Genomic DNA, 13,543 nt, shown 5'->3' with positions numbered 1-13,543 from the left:
CCGACCCCCTACCCCGGCGGATGCGCGGCTCACCGGCCTTTGCCGGGTCTCTGCGTTCGGCTAGAACGTCTTGGCCGCCAGGCGGATCTCCTCCAGCAGGACGGTCAGGTCCCGCTCGGTGGTGTCCGGGTGCAGGAAGCAGGCGCGCAGCGCGTCGCGGCCGCCCAGCCGGGTGCCGGTGATGAACGCGTTCCCGCGCGCCTGAACCGCGCCCGGGATCGCCCGGTTGAGGGCATCCAGGTCATCAGCGTCCGACCTGTCCGGGCCGGGCCGGTAACGGAAGGCGGTGATCGAGGTGGTGACCGGCGCCAGCAGCTCGAAGTCGGCGGCCTCCTCGACCATGGCGGCGAGCGTGCGGGCCAGCCCGGTCGTGTGGTTCACCAGGCGCTCGACGCCGGAGCGGCCCAGGTGCGACAGCGTGGCCCAGGTCTTCAGCGCGCGGAACGGGCGGGTCTGCTCGGGCCCGTACTCGGAGAACCACCCCAGATCGCCCGCGTTGTCGTCGATCAGGTACGACGGCACCAGGCTGAACGCGGCCCGCGCCGCCCCCGGGTCGCGCAGCAGGGCGCAGCCGCAGCCCACCGGGACGCCGAGCCACTTGTGCGGGTCGAGGGCCAGCGAGTCGGCCCGCTCCAGGCCCGCGTAATGCGGCGCGGCGCCGTCGGCCAGGACGCCGAGCGCGCCGTACGCGCCGTCCACGTGGAACCAGAGCCCGTGCTCGGCGGCCACGTCGGCGATCTCGTCGAGCGGGTCGACCGCGCCGGAGTTGACGGTGCCCGCGCTGCCCGCCGCGCAGAACGGCCGCAGGCCCGCCCGCAGGTCCTCCTCGACCATGGTGCGGAGCGCGCCCACGTCCATCCGGTACGCGCCGTCCACCGGGACCACGCGGACCTGCCGCGATCCGAGGCCGAGGAGCTGGGCGGCCTTGTGCAGGCAGCTGTGGCCCTCCTCGGTGACGTACATGACCATGGGCGGCCGCCCGGACAGGCCCTCCTCGCGGGCGTCCCAGCCGTCGGCGAGCGCGGCCCGCTGGCGGGCGGTGGCCAGGCAGATCACGGTGGCCATGGAGGCGCCGCTGGTCAGCAAGCCGCCACCCGGCGGGTGCGGGAAGCCGACCAGCTCGGCCAGCCACCGCACCACCGCGCGCTCCAGGTGCGGGCCCGCGTGGTCGCCGCCGGCGCAGCTCGGGTTGAAGGCGGCGGCCAGCGGCTCGACGAGCACGCCCGCGGGGTTGGGCGGGGAGTTCACCCAGCCGAAGAAGCGGGGGTGGCCGTTGCCCATGGGGTACGGCAGCACATGCGTACGGGCGTCCTCGAGCAGCTCGCCGAGGGGCCGCCCGCGTTCGGGCAGCTCCTGACCGCTCAGCCAGGCCCGCTCGGCCTCCGGCACGGGCCGCCACACGGGCCGCTCGCCGAGGCCCGCCAGGTGCTCGGCGGCGATCGCCGCCGCCGCGGCCACGTCGGTCGGGTGGAGATCAGCCATCGGAGGGCTCCTTCCAGGGGTCGTGCTGTCCGGCGCCGCCCAGCTCCATGGCGAGGTAGTAGACGCAGTCGTCGGCGCCGTCGTTGGCGAAGGCGTGGCGGCAGTCGCCGGGGTAGTAGGCCGAGTCGCCGGTCGCCAGCTCGTACGGCCTGCCGTTGATCGTCAGCCGCAGGCTGCCGCGCTCGACCGCGAGGTACTCCCGCGACCCCGGCGCGTGCGGCGCGAACTCGCCCGCGTCCACGCCGGGCCCGAGGGTCGTCCGCATGAACTCGAACTCCACGTCCCCGAGCACCGGCGACAACACGCGGCGCTCCCAGCCGGACGGGTCGCGCAGGACCCGCTGCCCGGCGTGGCGCAGCACGCGCATCGCCGAGTGCGCCGGCTCGTCGAGCAGCCGGCCGATCGACGTGCCGAGCGCCGTGGCCAGCCGGTCGAGCACCAGCACCGTCGGGGTCTTGGCGCCCCGCTCGACCTCCGAGACCATGCTCCGGCTGATGCCGCTCAGCGTGGCCAGCCGCTCGACGGTCAGCCCGCGCGCCCGCCGCTCCGTGCGGATCCGCAGCCCGAGCTCGGCCATCGACAGGCCGCTCGACAGGACCCCTTCGCCTTCCATTCCTCCACTATAGCGGTGCTTTGTCCGCGATAGTGGAACGGGCCTCCTCGTAGGCGGCCAGCACCCGCTTGCGGCGTTTGGCGGGAAGGCGGTCGATGTACAGGTAGCCGTCGAGATGGTCGGTCTCGTGCTGGAGACAGCGGGCCAGCAGCCCCGTCCCCTCGACCGTGACGGGCTCCCCGGCGGCGTCGAACCCGTGCACGGTGGCGTGGTCGGGGCGGGGGAGTGGCGCGTACTGGCCGGGCACCGACAGGCAGCCCTCGTCGTCCGCGTCGAGATGGCGCTCGCCCACCCCGGGGAGCTCCAGGGTGGGGTTGACGACGACGCCCTTGTGGTGCTCCCCGTCCGCGTCCGGGCAGTCGTAGATGAACACGCGCAGGGCCACGCCGATCTGGTTGGCGGCCAGGCCCACGCCCTCCGCCGCGTACATGCTCGCGAACATGTCCTCCACCAGCGCCGCCAGCGCGTCGTCGAACCGGGTGACCGGCTCGCACGGGTGATGCAGCACCGGGTCTCCGACGTGCACGATCGGCCGGACCTCTCCCACGACCAACGCCTCTCTCCGAATTTGCGAACGTTTCGCAACAAAGTTTACGGTCTCTTCGCCGTCTCGATATTCAAGACGTTTCTTCTTGGATGATGAGACCAACGCTAGAGTGATCGGCGTCGGAGCGGAGACGAAGGAGTTTGCCGATGAACGCCGTGTACACGCATGGCCACCATGAGTCCGTGCTGCGCTCGCACCGCTGGCGCACCGCCGAGAACTCGGCCGCGTACCTGCTGCCCCACCTCAAGCCGCACATGAAGGTGCTGGACGTGGGCAGCGGCCCCGGCACGATCGCCGCCGACCTGGCGGGCCTGGTCGGCCACCTGACGGCGTCGGAGGTGACCGAGGAGGCGCTCGAGCTGTCCAGGGCCGAGATCACCGCCAGGGGGCTGGACAACGTCGACTTCGCCGTCGCGGACGCGCACGCCCTCGACTTCCCCGACGACACGTTCTGCGTGGTCCACGCGCACCAGGTGCTGCAGCACGTCGGCGACCCGGTGCGGGCGCTGCGGGAGATGGGCCGGGTGACCAAGCCGACCGGGTACGTGGCGGCGCGCGACAGCGACTACGCGGCGTTCGCCTGGTATCCGCTGCTGCCGGAGCTGGACGAGTGGATGGCGCTGTACCAGAGGCTCGCGCGGGCGAACGGCGGCGAGCCGGACGCGGGTCGGCGGCTGCTGTCGTGGGCCAGGGCGGCGGGCTTCACCGACGTCACCGCCACCTCCTCGACGTGGTGCTTCGCCACGCCGGAGGACCGGGCCTGGTGGGGCGGGATGTGGGCGGACCGCATCCTGGGCTCCGCCATGGCCGAGCAGGCCCTGTCGACCGGCGCGGCCACGGAGGCCGACCTGCGGCGGATCTCGCGGGGGTGGCTGAAGTGGGCGGAGGCCGAGGACGGCTGGATCTCCATCGTCCACGGCGAGATCATCTGCCGTGCCTGACGACGCCCGCCGCCACGGCGCGCGTCAACGGGCGCGCGTCCCCGGCACGCGCCGGGTGGGTCACAGGCCCAGGGTGTGGGCCCGCTGCCACTGGGGGTCGCGGTAGAGGACCATGTCCGAGCCGATCATCTCGTCCGGCGCCGACAGCATGGTGATCTCGCCCGCGGCCTGCATCTCCAGCAGCAGGTCGCGTACCCGCGGGCCGACCGGCAGCCGTCCGGCGGGCAGCCCCATCCCGGTCCGCACCGCGTCGGCGGCCTCCGACAGGTGGAACGGGCCGTCGAAGTTCGCCACGATCCCGCGTACGACGGCGATCGTGATGAGGTGCTCGGCCTCGGCGTAGGCGAGCTGCCAGATGACCTGCTCCTTGCGGCCCCCGGTGGCCGCGCACGCCGTGCAGCCGTGCGTCAGCCCGGGCGCCATCTCCTCCTGGCCGGATCCGAGGCAGACCGAGCACAGGCCGTTCTCGGCGGCGTGCAGCTCGGCCGTCATCCGCCCGGCGAGCACGGCGCCGCACTCACAGGCGAACGCGTCACCCAGGATGCCGGTCTGCGGGGAGATCGCATGCGTCGTCACCGGGCCGACTCTACCGCCGCCCGCCGCCGTCCCGGGCACCCGGCGCACCCCGGGCCACCCCCGGACCGTCAGCCGCGCAGGTCCGCGAGCCCGTGCAGCCGGCGCAGGGCCTTGCGGGCCGCGGCGGCGACGCGCTCGTCGGGGTGGTGGTCGATGAGCACCCGCAGCACCTGCCCCGTCCACGGATGGTCCCCGAACGCCAGGATCGCGATCGTCCCCGCCTGCTCCTCCGCGTCCATCCCCATGGCGATCGACTCGATCACCTCGCCCGCCTCGCCCCCGAACTCCAGCAGCGCCGCCGCCATGTCCACGAACACCCAGGCGATCTCCTCCGGGGCGGCCGGGCGGTCGTCACGCTCCGTCCTGGTGGCGATCACCGCCCCGAGCCCGGGCTCCTCCAGCAGCCCGGCCAGCGCCCGCTTCCCCTCCTCGCCGAAGTCCGACGACAGCAGCTCCACGCCGACCGCCCGGCTGAGCGGGCTCACCGGGGCCAGCGCCGAGGCGATCTCGGCCACCGCCGCGTCCGGGTCCCGGCCCTTGAGCCACCCGGCCAGCTCCTCGCCGCGTTCCGTCTCCGGGTAGGAGCGAAGGCCGTGCAGCAGCTTGGTGGCGTCGGCGTCCGCGAGCGACCCGATGACCGGCACCTCCTGCCCGGTGGTCTCCGCGATGATCAGCCGCGCCGCCCACAGGCCGAGCCAGCTCAGCGTGTACGGCTCCGCCTGGCGTACCAGGCCAAGCCCGGTCAGCACCTCGGGCACGGCGCCCGGATGCGGCTCGCGCGACAGGAACATCCTGATGAGCTCCAGCAGCAGCCCCTGGTCGGCGGCCAGCCGTTCGCGGCAGTGGCCCGCCCAGAAGGTCAGGACCTCCGCGTCGGAGCCCTCCGGCTTCAGCTCCTCGGCCAGGGGAGCGGCACGGACGGCCGCCGCGAGCGTGGCCTCCTCGGGCAGCCGGATCGGGGGCTGCAGGGGCAGGGTGTCGTCGTAGGACCTCACGAGCCCATCCTGTCGCGATATTTCCGCTACAGTGCCCCGTGACGCCGAAAAGTCGGAAGAAAGGAGGGGCTGAGATGTTCGGCACTACTTCGGGCACTCACTGTGCCCGCTTCTACTTCTCGGAGGAATTGTGCTTTTCCGTCCCGCGGTCGAGGACGATCTAGACCGCCTGCTCGGCTGCGTCGTCGACGAGTCCATCAGCTGGGCGCATCCCGAACGCCTGCTCTCGTTCCTGGAGAGCGGCAACTACCGATACGACCGCATCTGGCTCGCCGTCGCCGACGACGGTGAGATCCTGGCCCGCGCCGTCTGGTGGAGCTTCCCCGACGGCGACAGGCCCCTCGCGCTCGACTGCGTGTACGTCCATCCGTCGGTGGACGATCGCGTGGGGCTGGCCGCGGAGCTGCTGCGCCGCGCCCACGACGCGTACGGGCGGGCGATCGAGTACCACGTGTTCGTCACTCGCGGCTGGCGCGACCACCCGAAGGCATCGGCGGCCATCGCCTGGCGCTGGGAGGCGGCCGGTCGCGCCGGGCTGACCGAGGAGCTGGAACGGCTCCGGTACGAATGGACGGACGGGCCCGTCCCCGAGCCGTCCGACCGGCTCGTCTTTCGTGGGGATGACGACGACGAGGTGTTCGTGGAGGCGTTCCGCCGGGTGGCCGTCGGTACGCTCGACTTCCACACCCGGCAGGCCCTGGGCACCATGGACCCCCTGGAGCAGGCGCGCGAGGACGTCCGCGACAACCGGTCCATGCGGGGCGACCGGTCGTGGTGGCGGCTGGCGTACGACAAGAGCGGGGACCTCGTCGGGGTCGCCCTGCCCTCGGCCAACGACGGCGGGCCCGTGGTCGGCTACCTCGGCGTGGTGCCCGAGCACCGGGGCCACGGGTACGTGGACGACCTGCTCGGCGAGATCACCCGCGTCCACGCCGAGCGCGGGGTCCAGCGGATCCTGGCGGACACGGACTCCGGCAACATGCCGATGGCCAGGGCGTTCGAACGCGCCGGCTATCACAACTTCGCCATCAGGCTCGTCCTGTCGGCGAATCCCGTGAACGCGTGATGCGGGCGGGCCGTCGCGTACGAGATCGTCGATCTCATGACATGGGACATCGACAAGCTCGATCTTGAGGCGTACCTGGCCAGGATCGGACACGGCGGCCCGCTCACGCCGACATATGAGACGCTGCGCGCGCTGCACCTCGCGCACGTGCGCTCCATCCCCTTCGAGAACCTCGACGTCGTCCTCGGCCGGGGCATCGCCCTCGACGTGGGCAGCCTCCAGGACAAGCTCGTCACGGGCGGGCGCGGCGGCTACTGCCACGAGCAGAACCTGCTGTTCGCCGCCGCGCTCGAACGCCTCGGCTTCGTCCTGACCCGGCACCTGGCCAGGATCCGGCTGGGCCGCCGCCACCTGCCGCGCTCGCACGCCACGCTCACCGTCGAGGCGGACGGCCGCACGTGGCTGGCCGACGTGGGCTTCGGCGGTGAGGGGCTGGTGGTGCCGATCGCCTTCGAGGACGGGGCGACGGCGCGGTCCGGCCCGTGGGAGTGGCGGCTGGGCCGGGACGGCGACTTCCGGGTGCTGCACGCGGGCCCGGCCGAGCTGTACGCATTCCGCCCGGACGAGCCGCACTATCCGAGCGACTTCGAGGTGGCCAACTTCTACGTCGCCAACAGCCCCCGCTCGCCGTTCGTCCACCACGTGCTGGCCCAGCGCACCACGGCCGACGCCCGCGTCCGCGCCGAGGACCTGGCGGCGAGCACGGCCGCGGAGCTGGCCGAGGGGCTGCGCGAGCGCCTCGGGATCGAGATCACCGAGGAGGACGCCCGCGAGTTGCTGCCCGTGCTCCAGGCCGACCTCACGGGCTGACTCATGGGCTGACTCATTGGCCGGGCTCGTGCGCCAGCACCTGCCTGGTCAGCTCCACCCGGCTGTTCACCCCCAGCTTGGCGAACGCGTGGCGGAGGTGGCTGTCGACCGTGTGCGGCGACAGGAACAGGGTGGCCGCCGCCTCCCGGTTCGTCATGCCCTGGGCGACGAGCCGGACGACGCGCAGCTCGGAGGCCGTCAGCGCCGCCCACCCGCGCCCTGTCACCTCCCGCCGCACCCTCCCCGCCGCGGCCCCGCACGACCGGTAGACCTCGAAGGCCTCCTCCCGCCGCCCCGCCTCCTCCAGGGCCGCCGCCAGCCCGAGCGGCCGCGGGGCGCTCCGGTACAGCTCGACGGCCTCCTCCAGCCTGCCCTCCGCGTGCGCGAGGCCGGCCGCGAGGGACGTGACGCCGGGGTTGCGGCGGGCGAGGTCCCGCACGCACGCGACCACGCGCGGATCCGCCCGCCACCGCGCCGCCGTCCACGGCTCCTGCACGATCAGGTACGCCAGGGCACCGCCATAGGACGGGCCTCCATCGGAGACGCCCGTGCCCGCCGCCTCGCCGAGGAGATCGCGCCCATGGGAGGTGTCCGTCACCTCGCCGAGGAGCTTGCGGCCATGGGAGGTGTCCGTCGCCTCGTCGAGGAGCTTGCGGCCATGGGAGGCGCCCGTCGCCTCGTCGAGGAGCTCGCGCCGCCACCGCAGCTCCTCGGACACCAGGCCGGGCCCCTCCCCGGCCATCTCGCGGCCCTGATCCAGGTATCCACGCGCCGCCTCCGTCTCGTCCCGGAGGAGCGCCACGTGGCCGAGCACGCCGAGCAGCGCCGGGGCCAGCGCCATCGCCGAGAGCTGCCCGGCCACCCGCAGCCCCGCCTCCGCCTCGGCCGCCGCGTCGTCGAGCCGCCCCCAGGCCAGCAGCAACTCAGCCCTGAACCGGTGCAGCAGCGGCAGCGCCCACGCCGTGCCCAGCCGCCCGGCCTCCCGTTCGACCACCGCGTACAGGCCCTCGGCCTCCTCGAACCGGTCCAGCGCCACCATCGCCGCGCCCAGCCACAACCGCGGATGCCGGTGGGCCGCCTCACCGCCCGCCGCGTCGGCCAGCTCGACCGACCGTTCGGCGTGCCGCAGCGCACCGTCGAGGTCGCCCCGGAACAGCGCCACGGTGGATCGCGCCTCCAACCCCACCACCTGGGCGAACACCTCGCCCTCCGCGACCGCGCCGGCCGCCGCCTCGGCGGCCGCGTCGATCTCGCCGGTCATCATCAGCGCGTGGGCCCGTACGGCCAGCAGCCGCGCCCGCTCCCGACCCGGCACGCCCGAGCGGCCCAGCACCTGTCCGGTCCGCCGGATGACGCCCCGGTCGTCGCCGATGTGCTTGAGCGCCTCGGCCAGCCCGAGCGCGACCCCAGCCTCCTCGGCCGCCGTGAGCGGTACGCCGAGGCGGTCGGCGAGCTCTCTGGCCTCACCCAGCCGCCCCGCCGAAGCCAGCAACCGCACGGCCCCGGCCACCAGCGGCGCGGCGTCGCGCGTGGCCTCCGGAGCGGTGCCTCGCGTGGCCTCTGGCGCGGTGCCTCGTGTGGTCTCCGGCGTGGTGCCTCGTGTGGTCTCTGGCGCGGGGTGGCGCGTGGTCTCCGGTGTGGTGCCTTGCGTCGCCTCCGGTGCGATGTCGCGGGGGTGGGCCAGTTCGAGGGCACGCAGCATCAGGTCGGCGGCGGCCGAAGGGGCGGCGGCCGTCATCTCCTCGGCAGCCGCCCGCAGCTCCCGGACCGCCGCCGCGTCCCCCCGGCGGGCGCCGTGCCTCAGGTGCTCGGCCAGCTCGGCGGGCGGCCGTCCTTCGGCCCGCAGCACGGACGCCGCCTCCCGGTGCAGCGCCGTCCTGATGGGCGCGCCGAGCCCGCCGTAGACGGCCTCCCGGATGAGGTCGTGCCGGAACGCCAGCCGATCCCCCTCACCGACGAGCGCGCCCGCCCTCACGGCCTCCTCCACATGCCCGAACAGCGCCCCCGCCGTCACCCCCAGCACCCCCGCCGCCTCGTGCACCGAGAACGGCCGCCGCAGCACGGAGGCCGCCTCCAGCAGCCGCCGCGCCTCGGCGGACAGGTCGCGCAGCCGCCTCTCGACCGCCGCCACGAACCCGGCGGGCAACGCCACCCCGCCACCCGCCCCGCCACCCGCCCCGCCACCCGCCGGGCCACCCGCCGGGCCACCCGCCGGGCCACCCGCCCCGCGACTCGCCGCGCCACCCGCTCCTCCACCCGCAGGGCCACTCGCCCTGCCACCCGCTGGGCCCATCACGGGGTCCGCGCCGCCCGCCGCGACCTCGGCCACGCCGTCGCGCACCGAGATCCGGCCCTCGGCGCGCAGCCCCGTCAGCACCTCCTCCAGCAGGAACGGGTTGCCGCCGCTGCCCCGCACCAGCTCCAGCACCGACGGGCCGGGTGCGGCGCCGAGCAGGCGCGCGCTCAGCTCGGCCGCCTCCTCCGGGCCGAGCGGAGGCAGCGGCAAGCGCCGGGCACCCTCCTCGATGAGCCGGTCCACCGCCTCCTGCTGGGGCAGCGGCCGCCGCCCCAGCAGCCACACCACGGGGGACCCGGCCAGTCCCGGTACGAGCTGCCGCAGCGCCAGGCAGGTCAGCTCGTCCGCCCATTGCACGTCGTCCAGGACGATCGCCAGCGGCCGGGAGCGCGTGAAGCGCTCGACCGCCTCGCCGACCCGCTCGATCACCCGGAACCCGTCACCCCCGAACCCCGGGCCCAGCGGCCCGCCACCGGAGGGGAGCGGCCCGCCAACGGAAGGGAGCGGCCCGCCAACGGAGGCGAGCGGGCGGAGGAGGGTGGACAGGGGTGCCACCCGGTCCAGCTCGGTGGCGCGGCCGAGCACCACCGCGGTCCCGCGCACCCGCGCCCGCGCCGCGCCCTCCTCCAGCAGGCGGCTCTTGCCGATGCCCGCCGGTCCCTCCACCACCACGCACCCCGACCCCGCCGCCAGGACCCCGCCGACGACCCCGAGCGCGTCCGTCCGGCCCACCAGCTCGCCGCCGACGACCCCGAGCGCGTCCGTCCGGCCCACCAGCTCGCCGCCGACGACTCCGAGCGCGTCCGTCCGGCCCGCCGGCTCCCCGCCTGCCGACGTCACGTCAGGGAGCTCCACCCGCGCACGCGCGCCCGCACCACCAGGTCGTGCAGCGCCGCCTCCGCCGTGGCCCGCTCGGGCAGGGCGGAGGAGTCGCGCGCCGCCTCCAGCGCGGCCGTCATCCGTTCCACGTCCGCCTCCAGGCCGAGCGTGGAGGGCGCGCGCACGTGCTCGGCCTCCACCTTGCGGGCGACCAGGTCCGGCAGGTACGCGGGCCCGTACGCGTACAGGCGCGTCAGGTCGGCCTCCAGCTCGCCGGTGCGCATGAGGTGTGTCCCGGTGGCCAGCACGCGGAAGGTGTAGAGCAGCGGCTTCAGCTCCAGACGCTTGGTGAACAGCCGCCACTGCGTCCGCGCGAACCCCAGGTAGTGATGGGCGTGGTGCCGCGTCAGGCAGCCGGGGGCCAGCGCCACCAGCTCCTCGTGCACCGGCGACGACGTCACGACCAGCGGCGACAGCAGCTGCTCCAGCACATAGCCGTTGCGCCCCAGCAGTAATCGGCAGAACTTGGCCAGGTCGTGCGTCACCAGGTCCACCTCGACGCCGTCGCGCGTCCACATCCGCTCCAGCGTCTGCGGCCCGTGCCGCAGCCCCGCCACCTCCTCCACCGGCAGCACGTGCACGCCGCGCAGGTCCACGTCCGAGTCCACCGAGGGGAACCCGTACAGGTGCGCCCCGCTCACCGTCGCGAACACCAGCGGGTACGGCTGCTCGCCAGGGATCTCGGCCAGCCAATCCGGCAGCTTCACAGGTTCTCCTTCCGCACGCCGACCAGGAACTCCTCCACCCGCTCCCGGTCCGGCCGCTCCGGCAGCACGCTGCCGGCCTCGCCCACCTCGGCGGCCAGTTCGGTCCGCCAGGCGTCCACCTCCGCCCACGGCACCTCGCCGTGCCGGATCGCCAGCAGCCGCTCCCGATAGGGTCCCACCTGGACCAGCGGTTCGCCGTGGCGGATCAGGTGCAGGCCGCTGAGCAGCAGCCGGATCATGTGCATGGCCTGCTTCCACTTCGGCGCGGCCGGGTCGAGCCGGCGGAACTGCGAGTCGGCGTACCCGGCGAACGAGTGCCGCGCCCGTTCCGACAGGAAGGCCCGGCGCAGCTCGCGCAGCCGCCGCCCGGCAGGCGTGATCACCTCCACCATGGGGGACCACAGGCACTCCAGCGCGGTGGGGTTCGCCTCGAGGGCGAGGACGCAGAAGCGCTCGACCTCCCACGAGAACTGCTCGGGCAGCGGCCCGTCCCGGTGCGTCGCCGGTTTCTCCAACCGCCAGAACGCGGCCGTCGGCGCCACGAAGACGCCCCGCCGGTCGGTGTCGGAGGCTTCCGTCTCGAGTCCGTACGCCCTCGACCCCATGACGACGGTAAGGATCATGTCATCGGTCACCCGGATATCTTGCGCCATGGGCCCGTGGACTGGTCTGATCGATAAGTGAGCGGTTATGGCGAGGCTTACCGGCAGGCTTACCGGCGCAGCATCGAGCAACCCGACGAGTTCTGGTCCGAGGCGGCACTGGGGATCTCCTGGGACGTGGCGCCGGCGACCGTGACGGCCGGCGGCCGGTGGTTCCCCGACGGGCGGCTCAACACCTGCTTCAACGCGGTCGACCGCCACGTGGCGGCCGGGCGCGGCGACCAGGCGGCGCTGATATACGACAGCCCGGTGACCGGGACGGCCCTTACGTACACGTACGCCGAGCTGCTCGACCAGGTGGCCAGGACGGCCGGCATGCTGCGCGACCTCGGCGTGACGGTGGGCGACACCGTGGTGATCTACATGCCCATGGTGCCGGAGGCCGTGATCGCGATGCTGGCCTGCGCGCGGCTCGGGGCGGTGCACTCGGTGGTGTTCGGCGGGTTCGCGGCCAGGGAGCTGGCCGTGCGGATCGACCACGCCAGGCCCAAGGTGGTGCTCTCGGCGTCCTGCGGCATCGAGCCGTCGCGGGTGGTGGCGTACAAGCCGCTGCTGGACGCCGCGCTGGAGCAGGCCGAGCACCGGCCCGCCAGGTGCGTGATCCTGCAGCGGCCGCAGGCCGTGGCCGAGCTCGACGAGGGCCGCGACCTCGACTGGGCGCGGGCGGTGCGCGCCGCCGAGCCGGCCGACTGCGTCAGCGTGGCCGCCACCGACCCGCTCTACATCCTCTACACCTCCGGCACCACCGGCCTGCCCAAGGGCGTGGTGCGCGACAACGGCGGGCACGCGGTCGCGCTCCACTGGAGCATGTCCCACGTCTACGGGGCCGCCCCGGGCGAGGTCTACTGGGCGGCCTCCGACGTGGGCTGGGTGGTCGGCCACTCCTACATCGTGTACGGGCCGCTGCTGGCCGGGTGCACGACCGTGCTGTACGAGGGCAAACCGGTCGGCACCCCCGACCCGGGCGCGTTCTGGCGGGTGGTGTCCACGTACGGGGTGCGCACGCTGTTCACCGCGCCGACCGCGATCAGGGCCATCAAAAAAGAGGACCCATCCGGCCTTTTCCCGAAAAAGTGGGACCTGTCGGGGCTGCGTTACCTCTTCCTCGCCGGCGAACGCCTCGACCCCGACACCTACCACTGGGCCTCCGACCTGCTCGGCATCCCCGTCATCGACCACTGGTGGCAGACCGAGACCGGCTGGCCCATCGCCGCCAACTGCGTCGGCATCGAGCCGCTGCCGCTCAAGCCCGGCTCGCCCACCAAGCCCGTCCCCGGCTGGGACGTGCGCATCCTCGACCCCGGCGGCGACGAGTGCCCGCCGGGCGTGGACGGCGCCGTCACCGTCAGGCTGCCGCTCCCGCCCGGCGCGCTGCCCACCCTCTACCGCGACGAGGCCCGCTTCGCCCGCTCCTACCTGGAGCGCTACCCCGGCCACTACCTCACCGGCGACGGCGGCCACGTGGACGCCGACGGCTACCTCTACGTCATGGGCCGCATCGACGACGTGATCAACGTCGCCGGGCACCGCCTGTCGACCGGCGCGATGGAGGAGGTCATCGCCGCCCACCCCGACGTGGCCGAGTGCGCGGTGATCGGCGTGGCCGACGAGCTGAAGGGCCAGCTGCCCGTCGGGTTCGTGGTGCTCAAGGCGGGCGCCGACCGCGACCCGGCGGAGATCGAGCGCGAGCTGACCGCCCTGGTACGCGAGCGCATCGGCCCCGTCGCCGCCTTCCGCCGCGCCGCCGTGGTGGCCCGGCTGCCGAAGACGCGCTCGGGCAAGATCCTGCGCGCTACCATGCGGGACATCGCCGACGGCAACCCGTACACCACGCCCTCCACGATCGAGGATCCCGCGGCGCTGCCGGAGATCGAGGAGGCCGTGAAGCGAACATGACGGCCCGGTAACTTCCGCCAAAAGGCCCGGCCGCACAGCGCATGATGGGACTCCCAGTCCCCGGGAGAAGGCA

General features: G+C 74.0%; 12 protein-coding genes. 4 read left to right on the top strand and 8 right to left on the bottom strand.

Translation table 11 applies throughout. The features are described 5' to 3' along the window. Nucleotides 1-60 precede the first annotated feature (60 nt). The 3 genes from AB0J87_RS25290 to def are packed head-to-tail and all read right to left on the bottom strand — an operon-like array spanning nucleotide 61 to nucleotide 2,642. On the bottom strand, nucleotides 61-1,482 hold the full coding sequence (locus tag AB0J87_RS25290; protein WP_363968836.1) for a pyridoxal-dependent decarboxylase: 1,422 nt from the start codon (nucleotides 1,480-1,482) through the stop codon (nucleotides 61-63). Continuing rightward, the gene (locus tag AB0J87_RS25285; RefSeq protein WP_363968834.1) at nucleotides 1,475-2,095 is read right to left on the bottom strand and encodes an XRE family transcriptional regulator; all 621 of its coding nucleotides are present in this window, start codon (nucleotides 2,093-2,095) and stop codon (nucleotides 1,475-1,477) included. The genes AB0J87_RS25290 and AB0J87_RS25285 overlap by 8 nt, the downstream gene beginning before the upstream one ends. A gap of 7 nt (nucleotides 2,096-2,102) precedes the next feature. Then, nucleotides 2,103-2,642 carry a peptide deformylase gene (def, locus tag AB0J87_RS25280; protein WP_363968832.1) on the bottom strand — a complete coding sequence of 180 codons (540 nt, stop codon included), beginning with the start codon at nucleotides 2,640-2,642 and terminating at the stop codon, nucleotides 2,103-2,105. 146 nt (nucleotides 2,643-2,788) lie between these two features. Here def and AB0J87_RS25275 point away from each other — a divergent pair, with 146 nt between their 5' ends. Continuing rightward, on the top strand, nucleotides 2,789-3,583 hold the full coding sequence (locus tag AB0J87_RS25275; protein WP_363968830.1) for a methyltransferase domain-containing protein: 795 nt from the start codon (nucleotides 2,789-2,791) through the stop codon (nucleotides 3,581-3,583). Between the two features lie 60 nt (nucleotides 3,584-3,643). Here the strand turns inward: AB0J87_RS25275 and AB0J87_RS25270 are convergent, their stop codons facing one another. Together AB0J87_RS25270 and AB0J87_RS25265 are read right to left on the bottom strand one after the other, a co-directional pair. Further along, nucleotides 3,644-4,159, bottom strand: a complete 516-nt coding sequence (locus tag AB0J87_RS25270; protein ID WP_363968828.1) for a hypothetical protein — start codon at nucleotides 4,157-4,159, stop codon at nucleotides 3,644-3,646. Nucleotides 4,160-4,227: 68 nt separating this feature from the next. Next, entirely contained in the window at nucleotides 4,228-5,154 is a 927-nt protein-coding gene (locus AB0J87_RS25265; RefSeq protein ID WP_350734758.1) for a hypothetical protein, read from the bottom strand. A 130-nt stretch (nucleotides 5,155-5,284) separates the two neighbouring features. On the opposite strand from AB0J87_RS25265, the gene AB0J87_RS25260 reads away from it, so the two are divergent. Continuing rightward, entirely contained in the window at nucleotides 5,285-6,220 is a 936-nt protein-coding gene (locus AB0J87_RS25260) for a GNAT family N-acetyltransferase (RefSeq protein ID WP_363968826.1), read from the top strand. A 36-nt stretch (nucleotides 6,221-6,256) separates the two neighbouring features. Beyond that, nucleotides 6,257-7,030, top strand: coding sequence for an arylamine N-acetyltransferase (locus tag AB0J87_RS25255; RefSeq protein ID WP_363968824.1), 774 nt, complete (start codon nucleotides 6,257-6,259; stop codon nucleotides 7,028-7,030). A 13-nt stretch (nucleotides 7,031-7,043) separates the two neighbouring features. Here AB0J87_RS25255 and AB0J87_RS25250 read toward each other — a convergent pair whose 3' ends face one another. From AB0J87_RS25250 to AB0J87_RS25240, 3 genes are read right to left on the bottom strand one after another with little or no spacing between them, the layout of a single operon-like run. Beyond that, nucleotides 7,044-10,166 carry an AAA family ATPase gene (locus AB0J87_RS25250; RefSeq protein ID WP_363968822.1) on the bottom strand — a complete coding sequence of 1,041 codons (3,123 nt, stop codon included), beginning with the start codon at nucleotides 10,164-10,166 and terminating at the stop codon, nucleotides 7,044-7,046. Continuing rightward, nucleotides 10,163-10,912, bottom strand: coding sequence for a nucleotidyltransferase domain-containing protein (locus AB0J87_RS25245; protein WP_363968820.1), 750 nt, complete (start codon nucleotides 10,910-10,912; stop codon nucleotides 10,163-10,165). The genes AB0J87_RS25250 and AB0J87_RS25245 overlap by 4 nt, the downstream gene beginning before the upstream one ends. Then, nucleotides 10,909-11,547 carry a nucleotidyltransferase domain-containing protein gene (locus AB0J87_RS25240; protein WP_363968819.1) on the bottom strand — a complete coding sequence of 213 codons (639 nt, stop codon included), beginning with the start codon at nucleotides 11,545-11,547 and terminating at the stop codon, nucleotides 10,909-10,911. The genes AB0J87_RS25245 and AB0J87_RS25240 overlap by 4 nt, the downstream gene beginning before the upstream one ends. Nucleotides 11,548-11,592: 45 nt before the next feature. Between AB0J87_RS25240 and AB0J87_RS25235 the strand changes: the two genes are divergently transcribed. Beyond that, the gene (locus AB0J87_RS25235; protein ID WP_363968817.1) at nucleotides 11,593-13,470 is read left to right on the top strand and encodes a propionyl-CoA synthetase; all 1,878 of its coding nucleotides are present in this window, start codon (nucleotides 11,593-11,595) and stop codon (nucleotides 13,468-13,470) included. The last annotated feature ends 73 nt before the right edge of the window (nucleotides 13,471-13,543 follow it).

It is taken from the genome of Nonomuraea sp. NPDC049625, from assembly GCF_040675285.1.
GTDB classification, from domain to species: Bacteria; Actinomycetota; Actinomycetes; order Streptosporangiales; family Streptosporangiaceae; genus Nonomuraea; species Nonomuraea angiospora_A.
The sequence above is the reverse complement of the archived record's forward strand: the minus strand, read 5'-3'. Positions and strand labels throughout refer to the sequence as shown.

What these genes read in the sequence shown, in the direction of transcription:
- AB0J87_RS25275 (WP_363968830.1), top strand. Translation starts at nt 2,789, where the DNA reads ATGAACGCCGTGTACACGCATGGCCACCATGAGTCCGTGCTGCGCTCG.
- AB0J87_RS25290 (WP_363968836.1), bottom strand. Translation starts at nt 1,482, where the DNA reads ATGGCTGATCTCCACCCGACCGACGTGGCCGCGGCGGCGGCGATCGCC.
- AB0J87_RS25285 (WP_363968834.1), bottom strand. Translation starts at nt 2,095, where the DNA reads ATGGAAGGCGAAGGGGTCCTGTCGAGCGGCCTGTCGATGGCCGAGCTC.
- AB0J87_RS25255 (WP_363968824.1), top strand. Translation starts at nt 6,257, where the DNA reads ATGACATGGGACATCGACAAGCTCGATCTTGAGGCGTACCTGGCCAGG.